The organism is Acinetobacter sp. YH12140 (genome assembly GCF_013418475.1).
Taxonomy (GTDB): Bacteria; Pseudomonadota; Gammaproteobacteria; order Pseudomonadales; family Moraxellaceae; genus Acinetobacter; species Acinetobacter amyesii.
Genome location: NZ_VPBZ01000009.1, coordinates 170,362 through 191,268, shown reverse-complemented (window position 1 = coordinate 191,268; position 20,907 = coordinate 170,362). Strand labels below are relative to the sequence as shown.

Sequence of the window (20,907 nt, the reverse complement as noted above, 5' to 3'; positions counted from 1 at the left end):
ACCTCTAATCTTGTGTACGAACTAAAGTAGGCTTACTATCACTTACACTTATATCTACTCCAGGAGTACCCATACCAACTTCCACACCAACAGGTCCATTCCTATCAAAGAAGGAGCCAGCAGGAGTTGTAACTCCAATCCTAGCTCCCCACCATCCAACACTCTGAGATATTCCCATGCCTGTTAGAAATTCATCAGTAGCTTTTGAATTTGTCAAACCTGATGGTTTATTTAATATATATCCTGCCATGCAGCTACCACTAAACATTTTTCTTAGTTTATTCAGCTTAGTAGCTCCTATTTTAAATTTATTATCTATACTTTTTTCAGCAATATCTCCTACCGTTTTTGCATGATCTTTCATATCTTTAGTTCCAGTTAACGAAATACCACCCGCGGTATAGACATTACCATTATGTAAATTATATATCTTAGAACCTCCAAATGCTGAGAATCCTCCAGTACATATTACATAATCAAACAAAGGTTCTACTGCAATTTCACATTGTCTCCCTGTTTTCATCCAACAATCATAATTACGCTGTCCTTCATATGCTATTCTAGCTTGAGCACTTGCTGGAATTCCAAACATTTCACCAAAATTAAAACTATTTAATCCTTCTGGATCGACCCACAAATTAGGATCATTCACATAAGCCAAGTTATTCAATCCACCTTCTAGTCCTATTGGATCTTTACTTACATACCTTGCACTATGCGGCTCATAATATCTGTAGCGGTTATAATGTAAACCTGTCTCCTTGTCGTAATATTGGCCTTGGAAACGAATATTTGTTTGTTCAAGTAGGTTTTCACTAGCCTTAATTTCTAAAGCAATACCCCATGTATTCTGCTTAATTTCCCAAACACATTCACCCAACTCATTACTTAAGGTTTGCGGTGTACCTACTTGGTCACAGTGGTAAAATGTAACTTTTTCTAATGCAGCCTTATTCTTCCGTGTTTCAGTTTTCCATACTGAGTCTTTATAAACTGAGTAAGGTTCTGTTTGGAACTTTGAGTAGTCTGGTGTTTCAATTAATTTAATAAATCCGGCATAGCCTGTTTGTAGCAAGGGTACAAAGCTATTCGGCTCATAAACATAATGCTTGGTATATTGCGCTTGTTCATTACTGGATTGTTGTGACTCCCAAATCATTAAGTCACTATCCCAGCCAAATAACGTTAAGTTTTTTTCTATTGGGCTATGTTTATATAAGCGTCGACCAAAGACATCATAGCCATAAGTCGTGACTTGGCCATTGTTATCACTTTGAATCAGACGATTTAGGTTATCCCACGTTAGTTTTAGCGTTTTGCCTGCTTGGGTCGTTTCAATCACATTGCCTTGCGCATCGTATTTATAGTGTTTGCCTTGATATTGCGTAATCAGGTTATTTTTCACTTGTGATGATTGTGTCGCAATCGGGTCAATCAAGTTACCCGCTGGGTCAAAGGCAAAGCTTTCTGTAAGTTGCGGACCTTGGCTTTTGATCAATCGTCCAATTACATCGTATTGATAGTTGAGTTGACCTAAGCGACTGTCCTCAACTTGGGTCAGTAAGTAGTTTTTATCGTATTGATAATGACGTTCTGCTTGATGCTGTACACGACCTGTAGTTTCTTGTTCTGGTCGAATAATTTGTGAACTCAGCAGACCGACATCATTATAATTTTTGCTTTGAATTAAGCCATTGGCCAACATACGAGCTGTTTCACGATGCAAATCATCACGTTGGAATGCCACCATATCTTGTTGGTTAAAGGCGATGCCATAGATATGCCCTGAACCATATGTCAGATTGGTTTGGACTTGTCCATCTGGGCGGATAGTCTTGCTTAAGTTGCCCAACTCATCGTATTCGTAACGCAACACTGCAGTCAGCGGCTTTAAATTTGGCACGTTATAGTGCTGATGTTCGCGTACCAACTGCCCGAGCGGATTTCGATAAAAGTTGATTTTGCTTTCTTTATTTGTCGCTTGGCTGAGTTGATTATTTAGATTGTATTCAAATTCTTCAGTTTGACTGTGTCGTGTTTGCACATGCGTATAGGTTTTTGAAGCAATTGAACCGTCTGCATGATAACCCAATTGGGTCAGGATATTCGGTTGACGTATTTGAAACAGCTGTCCATTGTCATTGTAACTATAATGCTTTTCTTCGCCATCAAAGGCTTGTTCATGCACCAACTGCCCAAAACGGTTATAACTAAATAAATATTCCGCATGGTTTTGATTGATCAGCTTTTGAATTTGACCTTGCTTATCCCACTGATAGCCAATTTGATGACGGTTCGCATCTATACGCTGTTCGAGCAAACCCGCAGCATTATAACGGTACTGCGTACTTAAACCTTTGGTATCCGTATGCTTGAGCAAGCGCCCTTCTTCATCATGCTCAAATTGTTCTTTTAAACCATCAGGATAGACAATTGCTTTAAGCTGACCTTTGTCTTTACCTTCTGAGCTGTAGATATATTTGACTTGCTGCGCATCTGCAGACTGCTGGGCCGTCAGTGCGCCTTCTTCATCGTATTCCCATGCGCTTTCTTTACCTGAACAATCGCTATATGCGGTCATTTGCCCCAAATCATTGTATTGAATTTTTTTAGCGCCGCCTTTGGCATCAATGATTTCGACAATTTGATTATCGTTGTTGTATTTATATTGCGTGCTATGACCTAAAGGATTAATTTCCTTCGTTACATTACCGTCTGCATCGTATTCTTTTTTCCAAATATGACCTTCTGGATCTTTAGTTTCCGTCAAATTTCCTGCTTCATCATAGGCAAAACGGATGATGCCTCCATTCGGCTGTACAATTTTAATCAGCTGATCTTGCTCGTTATAAATTTGTTCGGTTTCTAGGCCTGCAAAATCAATTTGACGGGTAATGCGTTTTTGACTGTCACGCGATAGCCATTTTTCACGGCCATCGGCTAAGCGTGTGCGATAGGTAAAACCATCTAAATCAAAGTAGTAATAGGTCGGCACATCATAAGCATCATATACAGCAACTTGGCGCAGTCGTGGATGCCACTCCAAACGGGTCTTAAAGCTGCCGTCATCTGCCCATTCTGCTATGGCTTTGGCATTCGCTTCTTTGGATTCATAACGAATATTTTGCCCACGCCCTGTACGGTCGGTATAACGGGTCAGCTGATGCGCATCATTATATTCATAGCTGCGCACGTGACCATTTTGATCTACAGCCTTAATTAAATTGCCTTGCGTATCATATTCATAACGTGACACTGGCTCTGCCTGTTCATCCACAAAAGCAGCGATAACTTTTACTTGATCATTAAAGGCAAACTTGAGCTGGTGTTTAGCTTTCTTCAATTGAAAATCAATACTTTGCAGATAAGCCTGCTGTTCAAATAGTAAATAACTTAAAGCAACTTTTTCATCTGTTTCTTCATTAAATTGCTGAATCAACTGATAGTGTTTTCCGCCATTAAAGCTGTGAAAATGGAAACTCCACGCTGAACCAAAGTTTAGCAGCAAATCTTCATTTTCTAAAGGTTCTACCGTAAAGCCTTCATAAGGCACCGTGTATGCTTCATAGGTAATTGAATCTGGTAGCTGATGCTTGCGCCCATTACTATCAATAAACAAATAGCCGTTTCTATTTTGGATGATGACATTCGAAAAAGGCATCATCCAACGAGCGCCTATCATGCTGCCATCAAACTCATGCATTTGCGAATTATATTGACGGCTAAAGCTAAAACCCACTTTAGGTAAATTAAAATCGGTGTGATTGACCCGTTCAGCACCTATAGCATAACTAATACTGTTATCAGTTGCTGAATCACTAGGTGTAGCATCCTCATTTGGAATCGAACAAGTCGAATCATTCAATGCGTCAGCCTGTAAAGCTAAAAACTCTAAAGTATCCCCTGTGGTGTGCTGCTCATGTTCCCCAGTTTGATTAATCGGCACACTGGCATTGGCTTTGTTACCTTGAGTTTTAATGGCTTTTAAGGTTTCTTGAATTAGCCATGCCAAACTGTATTTTAGACTTGCGTTAGCTTGACGTTGAATTTCATTTGGAAATGAACTCAATGCCTGAGTTGCTTGAGTTTGTAGCAGCGTGCCTGTTTGTTCTTTCCTTATTTTAGGTAGCATATTGGCAAGTGCGCTGGTTTTACTTAAATCAATCAGCGGTTTTGCCCAATTGCTAAATTGTTCTGCCGGATCTCGTTTTTCAGCACTTGCACCAAAGCTAATAGTCGGTGAAACCAGCCCCGACTGAATAGGTGCTGCAAAAGTGTTTAATATTGATGTTCCTAAATTTGTCGCACCTGAAAGCAGGCTAGGTAGTTTGGCCTGTGTTTCAGTCAGAAACTTTTCTAAATCTCCTGCCATTTGTGCATTTAAATGCAAAGACATGCGACGGATATCAGCTTCTTTGATCTTACCATTTTGCGGATATAAGCATTCAGCCATGAGTCCCAATAAAGGACGTAAAGCCATACGTACATGAGCTTCAGCTTTAGGTTCTAAATACAAACCTATCAGGTTCATACTCAGCACTGCTATTTTTTGTACAGCGGCATCCCCTTGTTCTTGCTCGGTGGCAAATAATAACAAGTCTAAAACTGCCCCAGATAATGCAAAGATATTCGCTACAGTCGGAACATTTGCATTAGCTTTTAGCTGCTCAAGGCTGGTATTTCCACACGCTTTTAAATAATCCTGAATTTGATGTGCTATAAACTTATGATCTTCAGTATGCGTCACACTCTCTAAATTGAAAATTGCCAATTCTACGGCTGGCTTATTTATTGTCTGTTGTTCTTTTTGAACATTTTGATCAGTTGTCATGTAAAAACCTATTACTCAAATTCTAAATATTTAAAACTGTGTTTGGCGCTAGCTTTAGCAAACGCTAACCATTGTTCTTTTTCGGTCGTGTAGTTTCGCTATAAGTGAGATAAGGGCTTGAATATTGCTTCCTATCTACCCAATCATCGTCACTGGCAAGGACAGGTATCGCTTTTTCTGGTGCAGCTTCCGCTACTTTTATTTCAGGCACTTTAGGCACTGCGACTGGTGCAGCTGTCACATTCGTAGGCGTTGCAGAGCCTTCTCGAATGGTTTCCGTATAAGTCAATGCGCGTGTGGAATAAGAAATTTTACGGCCCACTATATCCTTATCAATGGTTGCTTGTGAGTTCTGAACTGCGGCAGCAGTTGACCCAGAAACGATGCCGTTACTCATTCCACTTCCACCTAATACGCTGGATAAGCCTTGTGCACCCTGACCCAAACTTGCCATTTGTGAAGCAGAAAGTCCCAAGTTGAGTTTCGATGAAATTGCAGATAGTGCAGAGTTGGTGACTTGGTCTTTAAATTGATTTAATGCCTGTCCACCTAGATCTTTTAATGCATTTTTTCCTATATTTTTTAAAGAATCTGCATTTAAATTGAATAAGTTATCTTTAAGCTGTGAAGTTAAATTTTGCCCCAACGACCCGAGTGCATTCTGAATCAAGTCTGAAGCTCCCGGTACAACGTTTTCTGCCCATTGATAGTCACGCTTAAAATGACTCGCTGAATCCCAAGCACTTCGAGGATCTTTGTCAAACTCAACTTTAGCCGGTCCTGGTGCAATACCCGTTACTTGAGCAAAGCCATTGCCGTCTAATTTTCCTGTAACTTGCTTGCCCAAAGCATCAATCACTTTAAATCCAGTTCCGCTAAAGAAATCTTGACCACCATAGCTCTTGAGCAGTTCTAAGGCCCCTTTCATCGGATTAGAAGCAGGAAGTTGTGCAGACTTGCTAGCACTCGATGCTGGTTTAAATAGATGCTGCCCTGCATTTACTTCAAATTTACCGCCTGTCTTAGCAAGAATTCCCGAGCCATTTAAAGTAATTTGAGAAGAAGCTCCTGTGATCACAATCTCTTTCGGACTGCTAATCTCTATTTTGTCCTCAGTAGAAGAAATCGTAATTCCTTTTTTTGCCAAAATATCCAAAGCATCTGACTGTGCTTGAATTTCAATTTTGCTTTGCGCTGCAATGGCTTTAATACCGCCTTGTGCTGCAAATAAGCTAACCTTACCTAAAGCTTGTCCCACAATATTTTTTTGCGTACTCAGGTTAATGCTATCACCGGCAATTTGGTTGATCATGCCTGTTGCAGATAAATGAATATCCTCTGGTGTACTCAGTGCAATACCATCCACTGAGTTAAGTAAAAGAATGGCTTTTTTAAATTTAGCGATATCTTTTTCTATTTCACTGGCAAAAGCTTTGAGCTGTTCAACAGATTCAATTTCATCTGTTTTTTGTTGTTTTGCAATATCACTTAAAGACTTACTATTACTATGACTCGTCTCCAGCTGTGTTCTTGCAATCTCTGCATCTAAATGTTCACCATTGGCCTTTTCCTGTTTATAAGTCGACACCAATAAACCTTGTCCAGCTCGTAGCGCCCCCCATTGATCGGTCCGCAGCTCAAAACCTTCACCCCGATCTTCACTTTCTGCTTTATCTTTTGGATGACTGAGCTTACCGAGGTTCAGTTGGCTCGCACCATGACTACTTTGCAGCTGGGTACTAATTTGCCCCGTGGTGTCATCAAAGCGTAATTGACCAAATCCCTCTCCCGCCACTTCTTTGGAACGAATTCCCGCGAGTTTTTTGGTATCTGGTAATTGTCCTTTATTGTCAAATTTAGTGGGACTACGCTGCGCTTCATGAATACGACCCACGACAAAAGGTCGGTCAATATTGCCATCAAAGAAATCAACGACAACTATTTCACCAATTCGAGGTAAGAAGCGCGCACCATAACCTTCACCGGCCCAAGGCGTCAGCACATCAACCCAAGCCGAGTCTGTGTCATTATTATTCGCACCTGCACCGCCATCATGGCCATGATCATCGGAACGGGTAAATAGGAAACGGACTTTTATCCGTCCCCATTCATCAACATGGATTTCTTCACCAGCAGGACCCACAACTTTGGCACGCTGCGGATGTGTTACTGGTCGATGTGTAAGTGGATTAAATTCAGGGACAGTCGTAATATTTCGACGTTGCAAAGTCAAGGTATTGGCTTGGCGTTCATCCGCATCGCTTTGTTTGACTTGCCACTGACTTTGATGGATCAGTTGTGTAACTTGATCGGTTAAGTCTTTGGGTAAATTATTTTGGTTATAAAAAGACTTGGATAAAATCAAAAACTCTTGATCGGCACCACGATGCTGGTCAATCTCTGGATGCTCATCCAATTTGAACCAATAACCAACTTGTGTATCACGCACGGTACTTTTAGCAATAAATTGTTTGGCTTGAGCTGCATAATAATCACTAAAATTTTGATTGAGACGTTCAACTTGAGCACTATTAGAGGCAGTTGCAGCATCTTCACCATTCAGATCTTGCATCCATGCAGGGCTCACATGCCATGCCTGCTCTAAGCTTAAGCTCGCATTATCTTGATTTTGACTATGTAGATGCTTGCTTTGTACTGCACCACCACCCTCGTCCTGTTCAAGCACATCCGCTTGCCACCGCTGCACATGTACCGACGTCGGTTGCAGACTGCGCTGACCGATAAAACTGGTCATACTGTCATTTTTTTCAGTCGCACTACTGCGATGAAAACGGATATTACGTCGCTCCAAAGCTTGATATTGGCTATTTTCATCAATCAAACGTAGCTTTTGAGCTGCTATGGGTGTCACAGACGATGTTACAAAAGATTGAGCTTCATCAACCAACCAATGAATGCCTTCACTGCGTAGTAAGCGAGTAATAAAATCATAGTCAGTTTCATTACTTTGCATCATGAATGGCCGGACGTCATACTCTTTTTTTAAGCCACTTAAGTCCAAACTTAAGCTCGCTGCAAAAAGTGGGCTCTTTTTTTGCCATTCCTTAAAAATAATCTCGACCACATCTTTGACCGATTTATTCATAAACACGCGGCTATTACGACGCTTATGCCATAGTGTCGTTGCATCTTCTAAGGTCAACTTATATAGCGTTAATGCACCATCACTTTGGCCTTGAAATGCTTCTGTAATGATCCCGGTAATACGAAAAAGTTGACCCGCATCGGTTACCTGATCGATTGCGACTTGTGTACCAATAAATTGTTTGAGTTCTAAGGTGGCAGAAGTTGAGAGACAGATGAGCTGAACATTCAAACCTTCACTTAAGGCATGTTCCCCATCAATACGTTGCAAGAATACTTGTTCATTCAGCGTGGTATTGGAAAATTGAATATGCAAGGCACGTTTTTGTGGACTAATGCCCAATTTCTCAAGTGCAGAATAAATATTGTTCAGCATGTTTATTATCAAAAATCGATTTTTTATAAAATACGGCGGTATTTAATCAAGAAAACTCATATATTCCAAGGCTTCGGCGCCTGACTTTGTTTGGCTTTATGTAAGCGAAAAGTCCCTTATTGATGAAAAAAGAGACGCATCCACCTCGATACGTCTCTTTCGTTTAATTCAACTCAACTCAAACCCAATACTATTAAGTTGCATTTAAAAAAGCGTGAATATTTTCCAATTGCGCTAACACCTCAAGATGTCCTTGTAAAGCCGCATTTTGCAAATGTTGTTCTGCAATTTTAAGATCGCGCATCTACCCCGATGCCATGAATATATAGATAAGCCAACTTTCCAAAATATGTTAAAAGGCTAAGTGGATTTCATCGAACTCAGGTTTCTACAAAGTGTAGTGTAATCTGGTGCAGTCCAATCTAGACCGCATAGTTTAATCAGGCTTTGAACAGAGCCAGTGACCATGCGTAAAGACAGACGAAATAGGAATTTAATCATTAAGCAGCATTGGATTGCTGTATGAGAATAGGTTTGATTTCACCCGTGTTTATCAATGGACGGAGCAACCATTGGGTCGCTGAATCAAACCAAATTGATATATTTCCTCGATTGATCAAGGCTTTATTGTAGGTGGACAATTGGTTGTACGATAGATTTTTGGTGTGAGCTTATGAGTATTATATTACTGAATAAGCCCTTAGAGGTAGGTTTGTGCACCAAAGTCCAATTAGATTAAGTTAGGTTTAATAAGTTTAATATATTTCTTTAAATGCTATGTCCAGTGTGTCATCAACAGATTTATCTTGTTGTACAACAATTTGTCTAACTTTTCTTAGCTTCAGTCAGATATAAGACACGCCCATCTTCCTGCATGACACGGGTATGTTCTAAATAATACAGATTTGCTCTTTTTGAATTTAGAATCGCTTTTAGATCAGATGGATTAAGTTATTCCATTTATCCACTGGAGCGTAAAACCTCGTGGTTCAGCACGAGGATATATGCGACTGGAGTAAACCATATGAACGACACGAAATGTCTTTTTAAATACTTGTACTATAGTCACTATTAAGAAAAATACTGTTAAAATAATTGGATGAAGACACTCAAATTACGCATAAAAGATAAACATTGCAAGGTGCTAAATCAGTTAGCATCCGAAGTAAATTTTGTCTGGAATTATGTCAATGATTTGTGTTTTAAGCATCTACAACGTAAACAACAATTCTTTTCAGCATACGACATTGCAAAATACACGAAAGGCACATCGAAAGAATGCAACTTGCACAGTCAAACTATTCAGGCAATGACAGAAGAATTGGTCACAAGACGCAAGCAGTTCAAAAAAGCAAAACTAAAATGGCGTGTCAGTAATAAAAAATCAGCTAGACGTTCACTGGGTTGGATACCGTTTAAAAAGGTTGCAATCAAATATGCTGATGGCTATGTTCAATATGGCAAGCATCAATTTAAACTATGGGATAGTTACGGATTAAGTCAATACAATATCAAAACAGGCACATTCGTAGAAGATAGTCGTGGACGTTGGTATGTTTGTCTTGTAGTTGATGCAGTCAAAATAGAAAAAAACAACGCTAAAACCTCAATTGGCATAGATTTAGGTTTAAAAGATTTAGCGACTTGTTCAGATGGCGTAAAACTTAAAGCACCTCAAATCTATCGGCAATATGAACAAAAACTTGGTATTGCTCAACGTGCAAAAAATAAGAAACGTGTCAAAGCCATCCATGCCAAGATTAAAAATGTAAGACAAAACATGCTGCATCAATTCAGCCGAAAATTGGTGAATGAACATGTAGCCATCTTCGTTGGCAATGTGAATGCCAAAGCATTAGCACAAACCAGATTGGCTAAATCAGTGCTAGATGCCAGTTGGACAACACTAAGAACCATGCTCAAGTATAAATGCGAGAACGCAGGGGTATGTTATGAAGAAGTCAATGAAGCCTATACCACCCAAATTTGTTCGTGCTGTGGCTCACGCTCCAGTAGTCTGAAAGGTAGAGCAGGACTTGGAATAAGAGAATGGCAGTGTGTGGAGTGCGGTACGCTCCATGATCGGGATGTAAATTCCGCACTGAATATTCTTGCGCTCGGGCATGAGCGTCTAGCAGTAGGAATCTCCGTCCTTTAGGTCGGGGAGGATGTCAATTTCTCCTTTTGAATATTTAATCAAAAAAATTGCATAAAGAAGTTAGTAATTTAGCAATACGACAAGTTATGACGTTTAAAATGATTGCTTATAGTGCAAATTAAATGATTCTAAATCAGAGTAGGAAATTCAATATATATCTACTATAATAAATAAATATAGCCGAAAATAGATACTAATTTTTTATTTTAATACATATATGAATCAATATTGCACACTTCAAATTTTTCAAAATAACGAATGGCAAGATTGCGCTATCGTTGAATTAATTGCTAATCAAGAGCAAGGCTGGAGAGCATCTACACGAACGTCATACTTATTTGAATATGCTATTGAACATATGGATTTAAGGGATGGTCATGCTCTATCATTCCAATTTCCAGTCAATGTACAAAACAACTTAGAAAACCAATGGCCAGCATTTCTCATGGACTTGCTACCTCAAGGTTATGGGCGAAAGGAGCTTTTAAATCAGCTGGGTTTTTCAATTAATGCAGAAGAACAAGCTGATTGGCCCCTACTGAAATCTGGGGCAGGTAATCCTATTGGTAATCTACGAATTAAAGAAGCTTATGACTGGCTTCAAGATCATTTTCCGACAGTGAAACCTCGTGGATTTAGCCTAAGCGAAATAATTGAAAGGAAAGAAGATTTCATTGAGTCACTTGCATCATATGGCTTATTTGTTGCTGGTTCTTCAGGTGTTCAAGGTGAATGGCCTAAACTATTACTAACACAAGGATATGATGGTCTGTTTTATTTAGATCACAGTCTTCCAGATGAACTAGCAGCAAAGCATTGGCTAGTTAAATTTAGTCGTGGAAATGATCAAAAACTGGAAAAAATACTGTTACATGAAGCAATTTACATGAAAATAGCTCGGTATTTAGGTCTAAGAGTGTTCAAGGACTTGGAACTTCACCAGAGAACGCTATTTATTCCACGTTTTGATCGCCAAATTATCAATGGTAAAGTCGAAAGAGTTGCACAAGAAAGCCTAGCCTCTTTAAGTGGTAAAGCTGGCTTCGGCGTTAAAATGACACATAATCAAATCTGTACATTGATCATGGAATGTTGCTCATCACCAAAAGCTGAAATTTTTGAATATTTGAAACGAGATATTACTAATGTTGCATTAGGAAATAAAGATAATCATACCCGTAATACCGCAATTCAACGTTTAAATGACGGTACAATTCAATTAACACCCCTCTTCGATTTTGCACCAATGTGGCTTCATCCTGACGGAATTGCACGTACTACACGTTGGGAAAAAGATGACCATGGAGGAATGCCTATATGGGGATCTGTCATAACGCAAATAGAAGAATGTACAGGAATAGATTCAACTGAAATTAAACATACAATAATTCAACAATTGCCACTGTATGAAAATTTGCTCGATGAAATGAAAAAAATAAATATAGATGATGAGATTCTACAAAATAGTCATCATCGTATATTGAATATATGCCAACAGATTCAGGAGCTTTCTAATGGATAAACGTTATAAGCCTATGACGGCAATCGAGCAAATGAATAAACGCTTACAAGTCTTAGAAAATATAAATAACAATCCTGAGTGGCAAATTTATCAGATTGCATCATACATTAGAAAAGAACTACATTTAACATTAAATGAAATGAGTAAAATTACTAAAATTGCACCACAGACTTTACAGAAAATGGAGCAACCTGATAGTAATCCAACATTAGATTCTATAAATAAGTTGTTAAATGCATTTGGTTTAAAATTTATTATTAAATCCAAATAGTTTAATTTAAATTACCTATAAACTAGATTTTGATTTATTTTCTAAATAGTCACCCCACCACTGCATCATATCAGCTCTTTTTTGAATATAATCTGCATGGTTATAACTAGCACGTGTTTTATTCTTATCTACATGTGAAAGCTGAGCCTCAATCCAACTATCTTGAAATAAGCCAGAATCATTTAAAATAGTACTGAATGTTGATCTTAAACCGTGTGAGGATAGCTCATTTTTTTTGTATCCCATCTTACGAATGGCTGAATTTATTGTGTTAAAATGCAATGGCTTATCTTTAATTTTTGGGCTGGCAAAAACATAACGATCGCCTTGTGACCACTCTAGTGCAGATCTAACAATGCTCACCGCTTGCGATGATAATGGAACTAAAAAATCAGGAATATCATAACCTGCTATCACTTTTCGACGATATTGCTTGATATGTAAAGCAGGTATTTTCCAAAGATTGTTATCAAAATCAAAATGATGAGGTTCTGCAGACAATAACTCTGCCCCCCTGACTCCAGTATATAATTTAAATAGGATTGCTTTTTTTATAATCGGATCTGTATTTAGTTGAGTTATTCTAAGAATAAAATTAGAAATTTCTTCATCTTTTAAATAGGGATAATTTTTCTTTAATTTCCCTTTCAATAATATTTTATTTAGACCATAAGCTTGATTATAATCACAGTATCCCATTGCAACTGCAAAATCATAGATTTGATTTAAATAGCTATACGCTTTTTTTACAGGTTCCTTAACTCCCCTATTTTCAATCTGCTTAATTACCTTAACTAAATCAGTTCTTTTAATTTTACTAAAATCTATATCACCAATAACGGGATAAATGTCATTTATTAAACATGCATTCGCCAATTGGATTACACCACCACGTGGTTGATCTTTAAATGAATTATTTGTTTTAAACTCTAACCATTCTTCACAAACAACTTTAAAAGTTTGAATTTTCTCCTGAACTAAATTTTGTGTAGAAAATTTAGTTGCCTTATAGGAGTCTCTGGCCACTCTAGCCTCTTTGAGATTCATCTCAGGATATGTACCTAGAGTGACTCGTGGTCTTTTACCCGTTTCTGCAACTGAATATCGATAACTCCAAGACTTTTTTCCATTAGGATCGACTTTTAAGCTTAAACCATCATCATCAGCTAAAAAGTAAATTTTTTCTTTTGGATATGACTTTCGTACTTGTGTTTCCGTAAGACTCATAAATTTTTATAAACCAGCATAATGATCCCCATTATCTTAATTATATCAAAAATAAGCATTATTATGTGATGCGTATATTACGCATCACATAAGAATTTATATATATGTTTTTTATGAATATTATTCTGAGTTTATAAGTTGAAGTAACCAAAAAAGTAACCACTGTTAAAATCTGTATTAAGCAACAAAAATCAGTAATAGTTAATCATTACTCTGCAATGGGTTTGTTTTAAAGACCTCGCAACCGAACCTTAATTATTCGAGGCAATATTTCTATCCGGTTTTATTCTTTGACTCAATGGTATGTTCATACGCAAGAAAAAATGGATCAAATCAAACTTAGTCCAATACAGCTATATAATACTGCTTAAGGTAAGTCGATATTGCAATTGGCTATCAAAAAAGTAGTGGTGGTCTCCATCTACTCGTAGACTCTACTGGCCTAAAGTTTTTAGGTGAAGGTGAATGGAAGCGTAAGAAACATGGACCTGAATCGCCGCCAATGGCGTAAGCTTTATATTGGTATCTATACTGAAATCATTCAAATACGTGCTGTACAACTCACCGCAAATAATGTCAGTGATTCACAGGTAGTGGTAGATTTACTTGCTCAAATCCCTTTAGATGAACAAATCGATTCTGCCTATACATATGGTACTTATGACACAAAACGATGCCGTCAGGTCATTGCAGATCCAATGCACATGCCCGACTTGAGCAATCCGCTAAGTTACTGGATGAAAAAACCAAGGTCTTAAATCAAACTGCCAACCGTTTAGATCGTAATTTTGATAACCGCTTTCTGATCTTGTACTCCAGTATTTTTATTGGCTTAGTGGTACTGGTTGTCATGTGCTTATATTTATTCATTCCAAGTTGGGATGAAATTAAACAGCGGAGAGAGCTTGCAGAGCTTTACAACATGGAAGTTAAGACTTGTCTTGTCAATGGTGTTAGCAAACCTTGTGTTCGTATCATGCGAAATCAGTGCAATTATGATGGTGGGGATTTGTGTGTGATTGACCCAAAATAAGAAATTTATATTCCAGGATTAAAAACGCTGAATTATTAAGTATTAACTAATATTTTTCAAAAACATATGACACAATAACACAAATGATTGCCAAGGCTATCAAAGTAAATATGGTATATTGAAGAATAAAATAACCTTTATTTGTTTTTAATAGCTCAGTAAGTTGATCTCGATCTATTGAGTAGTAAAAAGATTCTTTTCCATATAGTTTTTTGAAGCTACTCCCATACTTTATATTAATAATTTCTCTCCAATAAGTTGTAGGCAGAAAACTAAGGAAAAGAAAATTAAAAGGTTCTAATGGTCTACTATACTTATTTTCATCATTAAAAATAATTTTAGATATTTTTTTTATATTTACATTCATGTAAATATAAAAAATTATATAAAAAGCTAAAGAAATAGCAAAAAAGAAAAGCCCAAACATCCCTATCAATAAAAAAGGTCTAGTTTCCAGAATATATATTAAAAAGTTCATGTTCTATTTGCTCTGATATTCACTAATCGCATCATAAGTTTCACCAGCTATCCAACCTGTAATATCGCCAGTTGCCTTGCCTGCCATAGTGGCAGAAATAGCAACAACCCCAATAACGACTAATCCTGTTCCACCTGTGGCTAAACCAATAATTAATGCGCTGGTGAATGCCCCTGTCAAAATACCAGTTCCTATTTTAGTTGTTTCTACAACTGTTGTTCTTGCTCTATCTTCAGGTTTAGCCTCAGCAATTGTAATTCCGGAACTTACTACATCTGTTGCAAGAGCTGCGTAACCAGCAAGTTTTAACTGTTTACTAAATTTACCAATTTCTCCCATTTTTTTAGCATAGTCTTTAATTCCACCTTTATAATTTTTATCTCTTGATGGTGCTGATTGGCTTAAAAATCTACGCAAATTATTGGTCTTAATAGACTGATCCCATTTGAAAAACTTTTGAGTAGACTCATTCTCAATTTGACTATATAAACTAGCGTATTTCTGTTTAAACAATTTGAAATTTTTTGCAGCTGCTAAACTAACTCTCTCAAACAGTCTTTTTATCAAATGAGTGACTCACAAATTAACTTATTTGGAAATCAATTATCTCGCCTACATGAACTGTCTCATTTAGCAAATCAAGGTGAAAGCTATGAAGAGTTAGCCATTAAAATTAAAGATATGCTCAGAGATCCAGTACAACAAAAACAACTTCTTCCACATCTTAAAGATCTAGGTTTTAAGGTTTAAGTACATTACAGTTCATGTAATGACGAACTAAAACCATAATTAAAGAACTATGCCTAAATTTACTGTTGCGGAATTAGCTAAAAATATGGAATCGCTCGTACATCTATTTATGATCGTATGAAGAATGGTTCTATTAGTTATGAAATTGACTCTAAGAATCGAAAAGTCATTGATTTTAGTGAAATGCAACGTGTTTACGGTATGCCTAACAGTCAGGCTGACAGTAAGCCTGATAGTAAGGAAACTGACAACACTACAGTTGAACTGTACAAGCAATTGATTGAAGAATTACGACATGATAAATCAGTTGCCGAAGAACGTGAAAGGCTTATGTACAAAGAGATTGAGCAACTTAAAGATAAAATTGACAACCTAACATTAGCACTTGGCTATACACCTAAAAATATTCAGCCTGACAGTCAGGATTACAGTACAAATGAACAAATCCGTACAACTACAGACTTACAAGAAATTGTACAGCCCGAACAAATTACAGCAATAGAAAATAAGCCTATTCAGCAAGCTGCTACGATAACACCGGAACCTAAAAAACGAGGTTTATTGGGCCGAGTGCTACATGCTGTTTTAAGTGATGACTAGAGGTTGAATTGTTTACCAAGGCTTATTAAAACCGTGAAACATTGGTCAAAGAATAGGCGTGGAACGGTAAAATTCAACCAAAAAGCCCAGATCGGTAGGTCTGGGCTTTTTCCTATACGATAAGGTTATGATTTAAAAGACAAAATAAAGAGCATTTCGTATAAGGTGTATTATGTTAATTTTAGATTATCTAAAATGGATTAGGTAATAATACATCCCCACCATCATCTCGTTTAACTAACCTCCATACTGCCATTTTGCTATCCAATTCCCCATCATGCCATTCATATTCCGCTTCTTCTGGAAATTCATTACCTTTTGTTAAATGCTGTTCAATTCCTTCAAAATCAAAAGGTGTCCATATCCCACTATGAGGAATGATTCGATCATCATTGTCATATTGCCCCAGAACGGGAAATAAAGCTTCATTTTTACCGTTCAAGTCCAATTTACCTTGGATAAAATTAGCATTGTCCCATCGTCTCATCCAATAATAAACTTGTGACAAGGAATATCGGGGGCCTTTATATGCTGTATGCATTGCATCACTCGGCATATCTGAACGAATTACTTTAAATAGCTCATTAATGGCGATATAGCTTAATGGTAAGGGTAAATCCTTATTCCCCAAGCGAGGTATTTCACCTGCTTTAAAAATCAAACTATCATTAAGTTCTGAAACTTGAATATCAGAGGTGTTTGCTAAAATTTCAGCATAATAAGGTTGTTGTTTTAGTTTATTTTTGAGTTGTTTTCCGACAAAAGAATACCAATTAATGCTTCTAGTCCCCTTTTGCCAATCGGTAGTGAAGAAACTCGCTCCATCTGGGGTTAGTCCCCAATATTGGCGGGTGACGCCATACTCATAAAATTGATATGCATGACGATCATAAGGTAATTGAATATTAAGTCCTGCATAGCCATGCAGAACCTCTAATTTGCTCACAATATTCTTAACCCATGTGTCAAATTCAGCTCTGCCTTTTTCATTATAAGCAAAATCTATGGGGAGGTTAATATGCATATAAGAGACACCATAGTTATCTCTTGCTGTATAAATACTCATTGAATAATCATCAGCAGTTTCCCCATCTTCAGTTGAACTGAGAAACCACTCAAAAGCATTGATCTGAGGTGCTTTTTTATATATGGCTTGATAGCTTTTTTCTGTTAACTTTACAAATCCCCTGATATTTATATGGAAATGTGATTTTAGAGGATATTTCAATTTGAATTGTTCTATGAGCTTTAATGCTTTTTTCTTACCTTCCTCATTACCGCCATTCAGATAATAAACTTGGATAGTCAATGATAACTGAGCCAATTTATTATCATCTTTATCTAACATCAACAATTCACGTTCAGCCTGATTGATTTGTTGAACTAACTCTTGCTCTGAGGGTGATTTTATTTCAACTAAGTGCATTATTGATCCTAATCTCTACATATTAAAAAGCGGGTGCTACTTGTCTTCCTGTACTAAATATACTTTGTAAACCTCTAGCTATTCTAGGTGAAAATTTTGCAGCTTTAGCGATTCTAAATAAAAACAATCCGGCTCTTAATGCCCCTGCAGCAATATTTACCCCAGGAATGAGCATAGCCACAGTGGCTGCTATTTCTAAGCCTAATACAATTTTCTCCCCTGTAGACATGCCTGTTGTTGCACTTACTTCAACGATTATTTTTGGTAACTGTGTGGCAGAGTTAGAAATTCCGTGTAGTTCAATTTCTGATCCTAGACAGGAATATGAAAAAGATTTATCTGATTCAAAGTTTGAAGAAAATTTAATAACAATGGATCCAATAACAGCAAAGCAAAAAGCTGATGCAGATTCCAAAGATATTATGTCGACGATGGCCGCCTTGCATAACCCGGATCAAATTGTGGGTGGGGCAAATAGTAGCGCAGAGATGGATATGGGATTAAAGAATGTGAACTCATCTATTGTAGTGGTTGGGGAAATAAAGCTAAAAATGAAAGTGTGACCCGCGTAGAATCTATTGATAGTGCGGTGAAAGGCGTTGACCCTAATATTAAAGATTCAACTAAGCTCAACGTGAAATTACATAGGTGTCCATAATGGAATTAGAATCAAAAAAATTAATTGATGAGTTTCTTGTATTTTTTCAAAGTCATTTTTCAAAAATAGAAAAAGGACCACAACCAACACTTCAATTTATTTCTCAGCATCAACACACCTTTCCTGAATATCTTTTTTATATTTGGGAAAAGTTCGGTTTTGCATCATTTGAAAATGGGGGGTTTTGGTTAGTTAACCCTTTAGATTATGAAGATATTTTAGAGTTGTGTTTAAAAGATACTAATTTCCCAGAATATGATGATTTCTATGTTATTGGTAGAACGGCTTTTGGTAGTTTGTATGCTATAGGAAAAAATACAACATCAAAACTGACAGTTGATATCATTGGCTTAAAAATCTATCCAAATATAAGAGAAAATGTAGATAAAAAGGAGATAGATTTTTTAAGATCATTGTTATCAACCATCACAATGAAAGGTTCAAAGAAAGCAATTGATACATATGATCAAAATGAAAACTTACTTTTTGATCGTTGTCTCACGAATTTAGGCGAACTGAAAGACAATGAAATTTATGCTTATGAACCGCCTGCTGTACTTGGTGGAAAACAACTTATAGAGAACATGAAAAAAGTCGATTTATTTCAATATATTCCTTTTGTGGCTCAACTGGATAAATTCCAAGTCATGCTTGATATTTCTAAAGAAGTTGATCGTTTAGGTATTAAGCCAAGCAGTTAAATCTAAAAAAGATGGCTTTAATGGGAGTTTTTATAACTCCCATTTTTCACTCAAGCTCAATGTAAAATTAGAGAGATGTAAATAATGTTACCGTTAAGCCAACAGGAAGAGATACAAAAGTATCTAGATTATTTTAAAATTAAATTTTCTAAAATTGAAATAGGTAAAAAACCCTCTCCAGAATTTATTGCTCAATATGAACATACTTATCCTGAATATTTTTTTTATATTTGGGACAAATTAGGTTTTGCATCATTTGAGAATGGTGGATTTTGGCTCGTTAATCCTGTCGATTATGAAGATATTTTAGAACTTTGTCTTAAAAACACAGATTTAGAGCCTGATGACTTTTATGTAATAGGGCGAACAGCATTTGGGGACTTATTTCTAATTGGTAAAGAAACAACTTCGGGATTGACTATAGATATTATTGATATGCGTATTTATCCGAGCTTGAATAATAATAAGAATCTTAAAGATGGGGAACATCTAAGAGCTTTTTTATCAAAAGTTATGATCAGGGGAACAAAAGAATCAATAGATACATATGATCAAAATGAAAACTTACTTTTTGATCGTTGTTTAACGAATTTAGGCGAACTGAAAGACAATGAAATTTATGCTTATGAACCGCCTGCTGTACTTGGTGAAAAACAGCTCATAGAAAACATGAAAAAAGTTGATCTATTCCAATATATTCCTTTTGTGGCTCAACTGGATAAATTCCAAGTCATGCTTGATATTTCTAAAGAAGTTGATCGCTTAGGTATTAAGCCACAAAATTAAGATACTCCCGAAAATAATTTATTTCAGGTCAACAGACACGTATGAATCAGAATTTATGTAATGTAATACTAAATGAACTAAAAAATCATCCGTAAAAATGGGAGCGAAGAGCTCCTATTTAACATAATGGCTGTTATACGAAACGAGAGCAGCAGCTCTCGTTTTTTGATGTGGAAACTGCTAGAATACTTGTACGCCATTGACGTACACAGAATCTATGTTATTCATTGAAACCAGTATCTTTACCAAGCAAATCAAAGATCTTGTATCTGATGAGGAATATCGTCAACTTCAACAAGATCTATTGGTTCAGCCAGATAAAGGTGACTTAATCAAGAATGGCGGTGGCATTCGAAAAGTACGTTGTGCTCAAGGTAATAAAGGCAAAAGTGGCGGTATCAGAGTAATTTACTATTGGGTAAATGAGGATGATCAAATCTTTTTCTTGGTGGCTTATCCAAAATCTGTAAAAGATAATCTAACGGATAAAGAAACCGCCATTCTGCGCCAACTCGTGAAGGAGCAATTTCATGGATAACAACTTATTTGATGACTTAGTTGCTTCGATTAAAGAAGCAGGAGCAATCAAGCGCAAAGAGATCCAAGCTAGTCGAACGACCGAACTTGAATTACCAGATATTAAGGAAGTGCGAGAAAAAACTGGTTTAAGTCAAAGCGAATTTGCAGCACGTCTCCACATTAGCCATCGTACTCTGCAAAACTGGGAACAAGGCCGACGCTATCCAACAGGACCAGCAGCAACATTGATTCGAATTTTAGATGCACATCCTAGTCTTATTTAAAAAAATGCATTAAAAATGGGAGCTTAGCTCCCATTTTTTGAATTCGTATAACGTGTATTATGTTAATTTTAGGAAAAATTAATGACCGTAGAATTATATGACTGATACTTTAATCTCTACTTTTAACTTCGGTTATTTATTGGAGGATTACCAGATCAATAAATAATAAAAACTTTTTAAAT

17 protein-coding genes and 3 pseudogenes are annotated in these 20,907 nt (G+C 36.9%); 12 read left to right on the top strand and 8 right to left on the bottom strand.

The genetic code is table 11. From position 1 onward, the window contains the following. Positions 1-4 precede the first annotated feature (4 nt). The 3 genes and pseudogenes from FTU75_RS14700 to FTU75_RS14690 all read right to left on the bottom strand — a co-directional run. Complete coding sequence (locus FTU75_RS14700; protein ID WP_180109915.1) at positions 5-4,831, bottom strand: RHS repeat-associated core domain-containing protein; 4,827 nt, start codon at positions 4,829-4,831, stop codon at positions 5-7. A 64-nt stretch (positions 4,832-4,895) separates the two neighbouring features. Continuing rightward, a complete protein-coding gene (locus FTU75_RS14695) occupies positions 4,896-8,312 on the bottom strand; it encodes a type VI secretion system Vgr family protein (protein WP_180109914.1) in 3,417 nt (1,138 codons plus the stop codon). A 387-nt stretch (positions 8,313-8,699) separates the two neighbouring features. Beyond that, positions 8,700-8,970, bottom strand: a pseudogene (locus tag FTU75_RS14690) (transposase); the annotation flags it as partial. 441 nt (positions 8,971-9,411) lie between these two features. Between FTU75_RS14690 and FTU75_RS14680 the strand changes: the two are divergent. The 3 genes from FTU75_RS14680 (at position 9,412) to FTU75_RS14670 (ending at position 12,263) form a co-directional block, all read left to right on the top strand. Beyond that, positions 9,412-10,470: an RNA-guided endonuclease TnpB family protein gene (locus FTU75_RS14680; RefSeq protein WP_180109913.1), complete on the top strand. Its 1,059-nt coding sequence runs from the start codon at positions 9,412-9,414 to the stop codon at positions 10,468-10,470. Between the two features lie 217 nt (positions 10,471-10,687). Next, on the top strand, positions 10,688-11,992 hold the full coding sequence (locus FTU75_RS14675; RefSeq protein ID WP_180109912.1) for a type II toxin-antitoxin system HipA family toxin: 1,305 nt from the start codon (positions 10,688-10,690) through the stop codon (positions 11,990-11,992). Then, on the top strand, positions 11,985-12,263 hold the full coding sequence (locus tag FTU75_RS14670) for a helix-turn-helix domain-containing protein (protein WP_004871362.1): 279 nt from the start codon (positions 11,985-11,987) through the stop codon (positions 12,261-12,263). The genes FTU75_RS14675 and FTU75_RS14670 overlap by 8 nt, the downstream gene beginning before the upstream one ends. A gap of 15 nt (positions 12,264-12,278) precedes the next feature. Here the strand turns inward: FTU75_RS14670 and FTU75_RS14665 are convergent, their stop codons facing one another. Continuing rightward, the gene (locus FTU75_RS14665) at positions 12,279-13,490 is read right to left on the bottom strand and encodes an integrase arm-type DNA-binding domain-containing protein (RefSeq protein ID WP_180109911.1); all 1,212 of its coding nucleotides are present in this window, start codon (positions 13,488-13,490) and stop codon (positions 12,279-12,281) included. A gap of 376 nt (positions 13,491-13,866) precedes the next feature. Here FTU75_RS14665 and FTU75_RS14660 point away from each other — a divergent pair. Further along, positions 13,867-14,185, top strand: a pseudogene (locus FTU75_RS14660) (transposase); the annotation flags it as partial. Next, positions 14,164-14,523, top strand: coding sequence for a hypothetical protein (locus tag FTU75_RS14655; RefSeq protein WP_373685877.1), 360 nt, complete (start codon positions 14,164-14,166; stop codon positions 14,521-14,523). The pseudogene FTU75_RS14660 and the gene FTU75_RS14655, both read left to right, overlap by 22 nt. 46 nt (positions 14,524-14,569) lie before the next feature. On the opposite strand, the gene FTU75_RS14650 is transcribed toward FTU75_RS14655, so the two are convergent. Then, on the bottom strand, positions 14,570-15,001 hold the full coding sequence (locus FTU75_RS14650) for a hypothetical protein (RefSeq protein ID WP_180109910.1): 432 nt from the start codon (positions 14,999-15,001) through the stop codon (positions 14,570-14,572). Between the two features lie 3 nt (positions 15,002-15,004). Then, the gene (locus tag FTU75_RS14645; RefSeq protein ID WP_180109909.1) at positions 15,005-15,568 is read right to left on the bottom strand and encodes a hypothetical protein; all 564 of its coding nucleotides are present in this window, start codon (positions 15,566-15,568) and stop codon (positions 15,005-15,007) included. On the opposite strand from FTU75_RS14645, the pseudogene FTU75_RS14640 reads away from it, so the two are divergent. Together FTU75_RS14640 and FTU75_RS14635 are read left to right on the top strand one after the other, a co-directional pair. Continuing rightward, positions 15,560-15,751, top strand: a pseudogene (locus FTU75_RS14640) (replication initiation protein); the annotation flags it as partial. The gene FTU75_RS14645 and the pseudogene FTU75_RS14640 sit on opposite strands and share 9 nt — an antisense overlap. Before the next feature lie 117 nt (positions 15,752-15,868). Further along, complete coding sequence (locus FTU75_RS14635; protein ID WP_257223795.1) at positions 15,869-16,351, top strand: hypothetical protein; 483 nt, start codon at positions 15,869-15,871, stop codon at positions 16,349-16,351. Positions 16,352-16,541: 190 nt separating this feature from the next. On the opposite strand, the gene FTU75_RS14630 is transcribed toward FTU75_RS14635, so the two are convergent. After that, positions 16,542-17,777, bottom strand: coding sequence for a type VI immunity family protein (locus tag FTU75_RS14630; protein WP_180109908.1), 1,236 nt, complete (start codon positions 17,775-17,777; stop codon positions 16,542-16,544). A 22-nt stretch (positions 17,778-17,799) separates the two neighbouring features. After that, positions 17,800-17,958, bottom strand: coding sequence for a hypothetical protein (locus FTU75_RS14625; RefSeq protein ID WP_180109907.1), 159 nt, complete (start codon positions 17,956-17,958; stop codon positions 17,800-17,802). A 1-nt stretch (position 17,959) separates the two neighbouring features. Here FTU75_RS14625 and FTU75_RS14620 point away from each other — a divergent pair, with 1 nt between their 5' ends. The 5 genes from FTU75_RS14620 (at position 17,960) to nadS (ending at position 20,725) form a co-directional block, all read left to right on the top strand. Then, positions 17,960-18,340, top strand: coding sequence for a polymorphic toxin type 15 domain-containing protein (locus FTU75_RS14620; protein WP_180109906.1), 381 nt, complete (start codon positions 17,960-17,962; stop codon positions 18,338-18,340). A 94-nt stretch (positions 18,341-18,434) separates the two neighbouring features. Continuing rightward, positions 18,435-19,136, top strand: coding sequence for a GAD-like domain-containing protein (locus FTU75_RS14615; RefSeq protein WP_180109905.1), 702 nt, complete (start codon positions 18,435-18,437; stop codon positions 19,134-19,136). 84 nt (positions 19,137-19,220) lie between these two features. Then, positions 19,221-19,922 (top strand): GAD-like domain-containing protein, encoded by a 702-nt coding sequence (locus FTU75_RS14610; protein ID WP_180109904.1) that lies wholly within the window; start codon positions 19,221-19,223, stop codon positions 19,920-19,922. 217 nt (positions 19,923-20,139) lie between these two features. Then, positions 20,140-20,460, top strand: coding sequence for a type II toxin-antitoxin system RelE/ParE family toxin (locus FTU75_RS14605; RefSeq protein WP_002126330.1), 321 nt, complete (start codon positions 20,140-20,142; stop codon positions 20,458-20,460). After that, positions 20,453-20,725: a NadS family protein gene (gene nadS / locus FTU75_RS14600; RefSeq protein WP_004676016.1), complete on the top strand. Its 273-nt coding sequence runs from the start codon at positions 20,453-20,455 to the stop codon at positions 20,723-20,725. The genes FTU75_RS14605 and nadS overlap by 8 nt, the downstream gene beginning before the upstream one ends. Positions 20,726-20,907 lie beyond the last annotated feature (182 nt).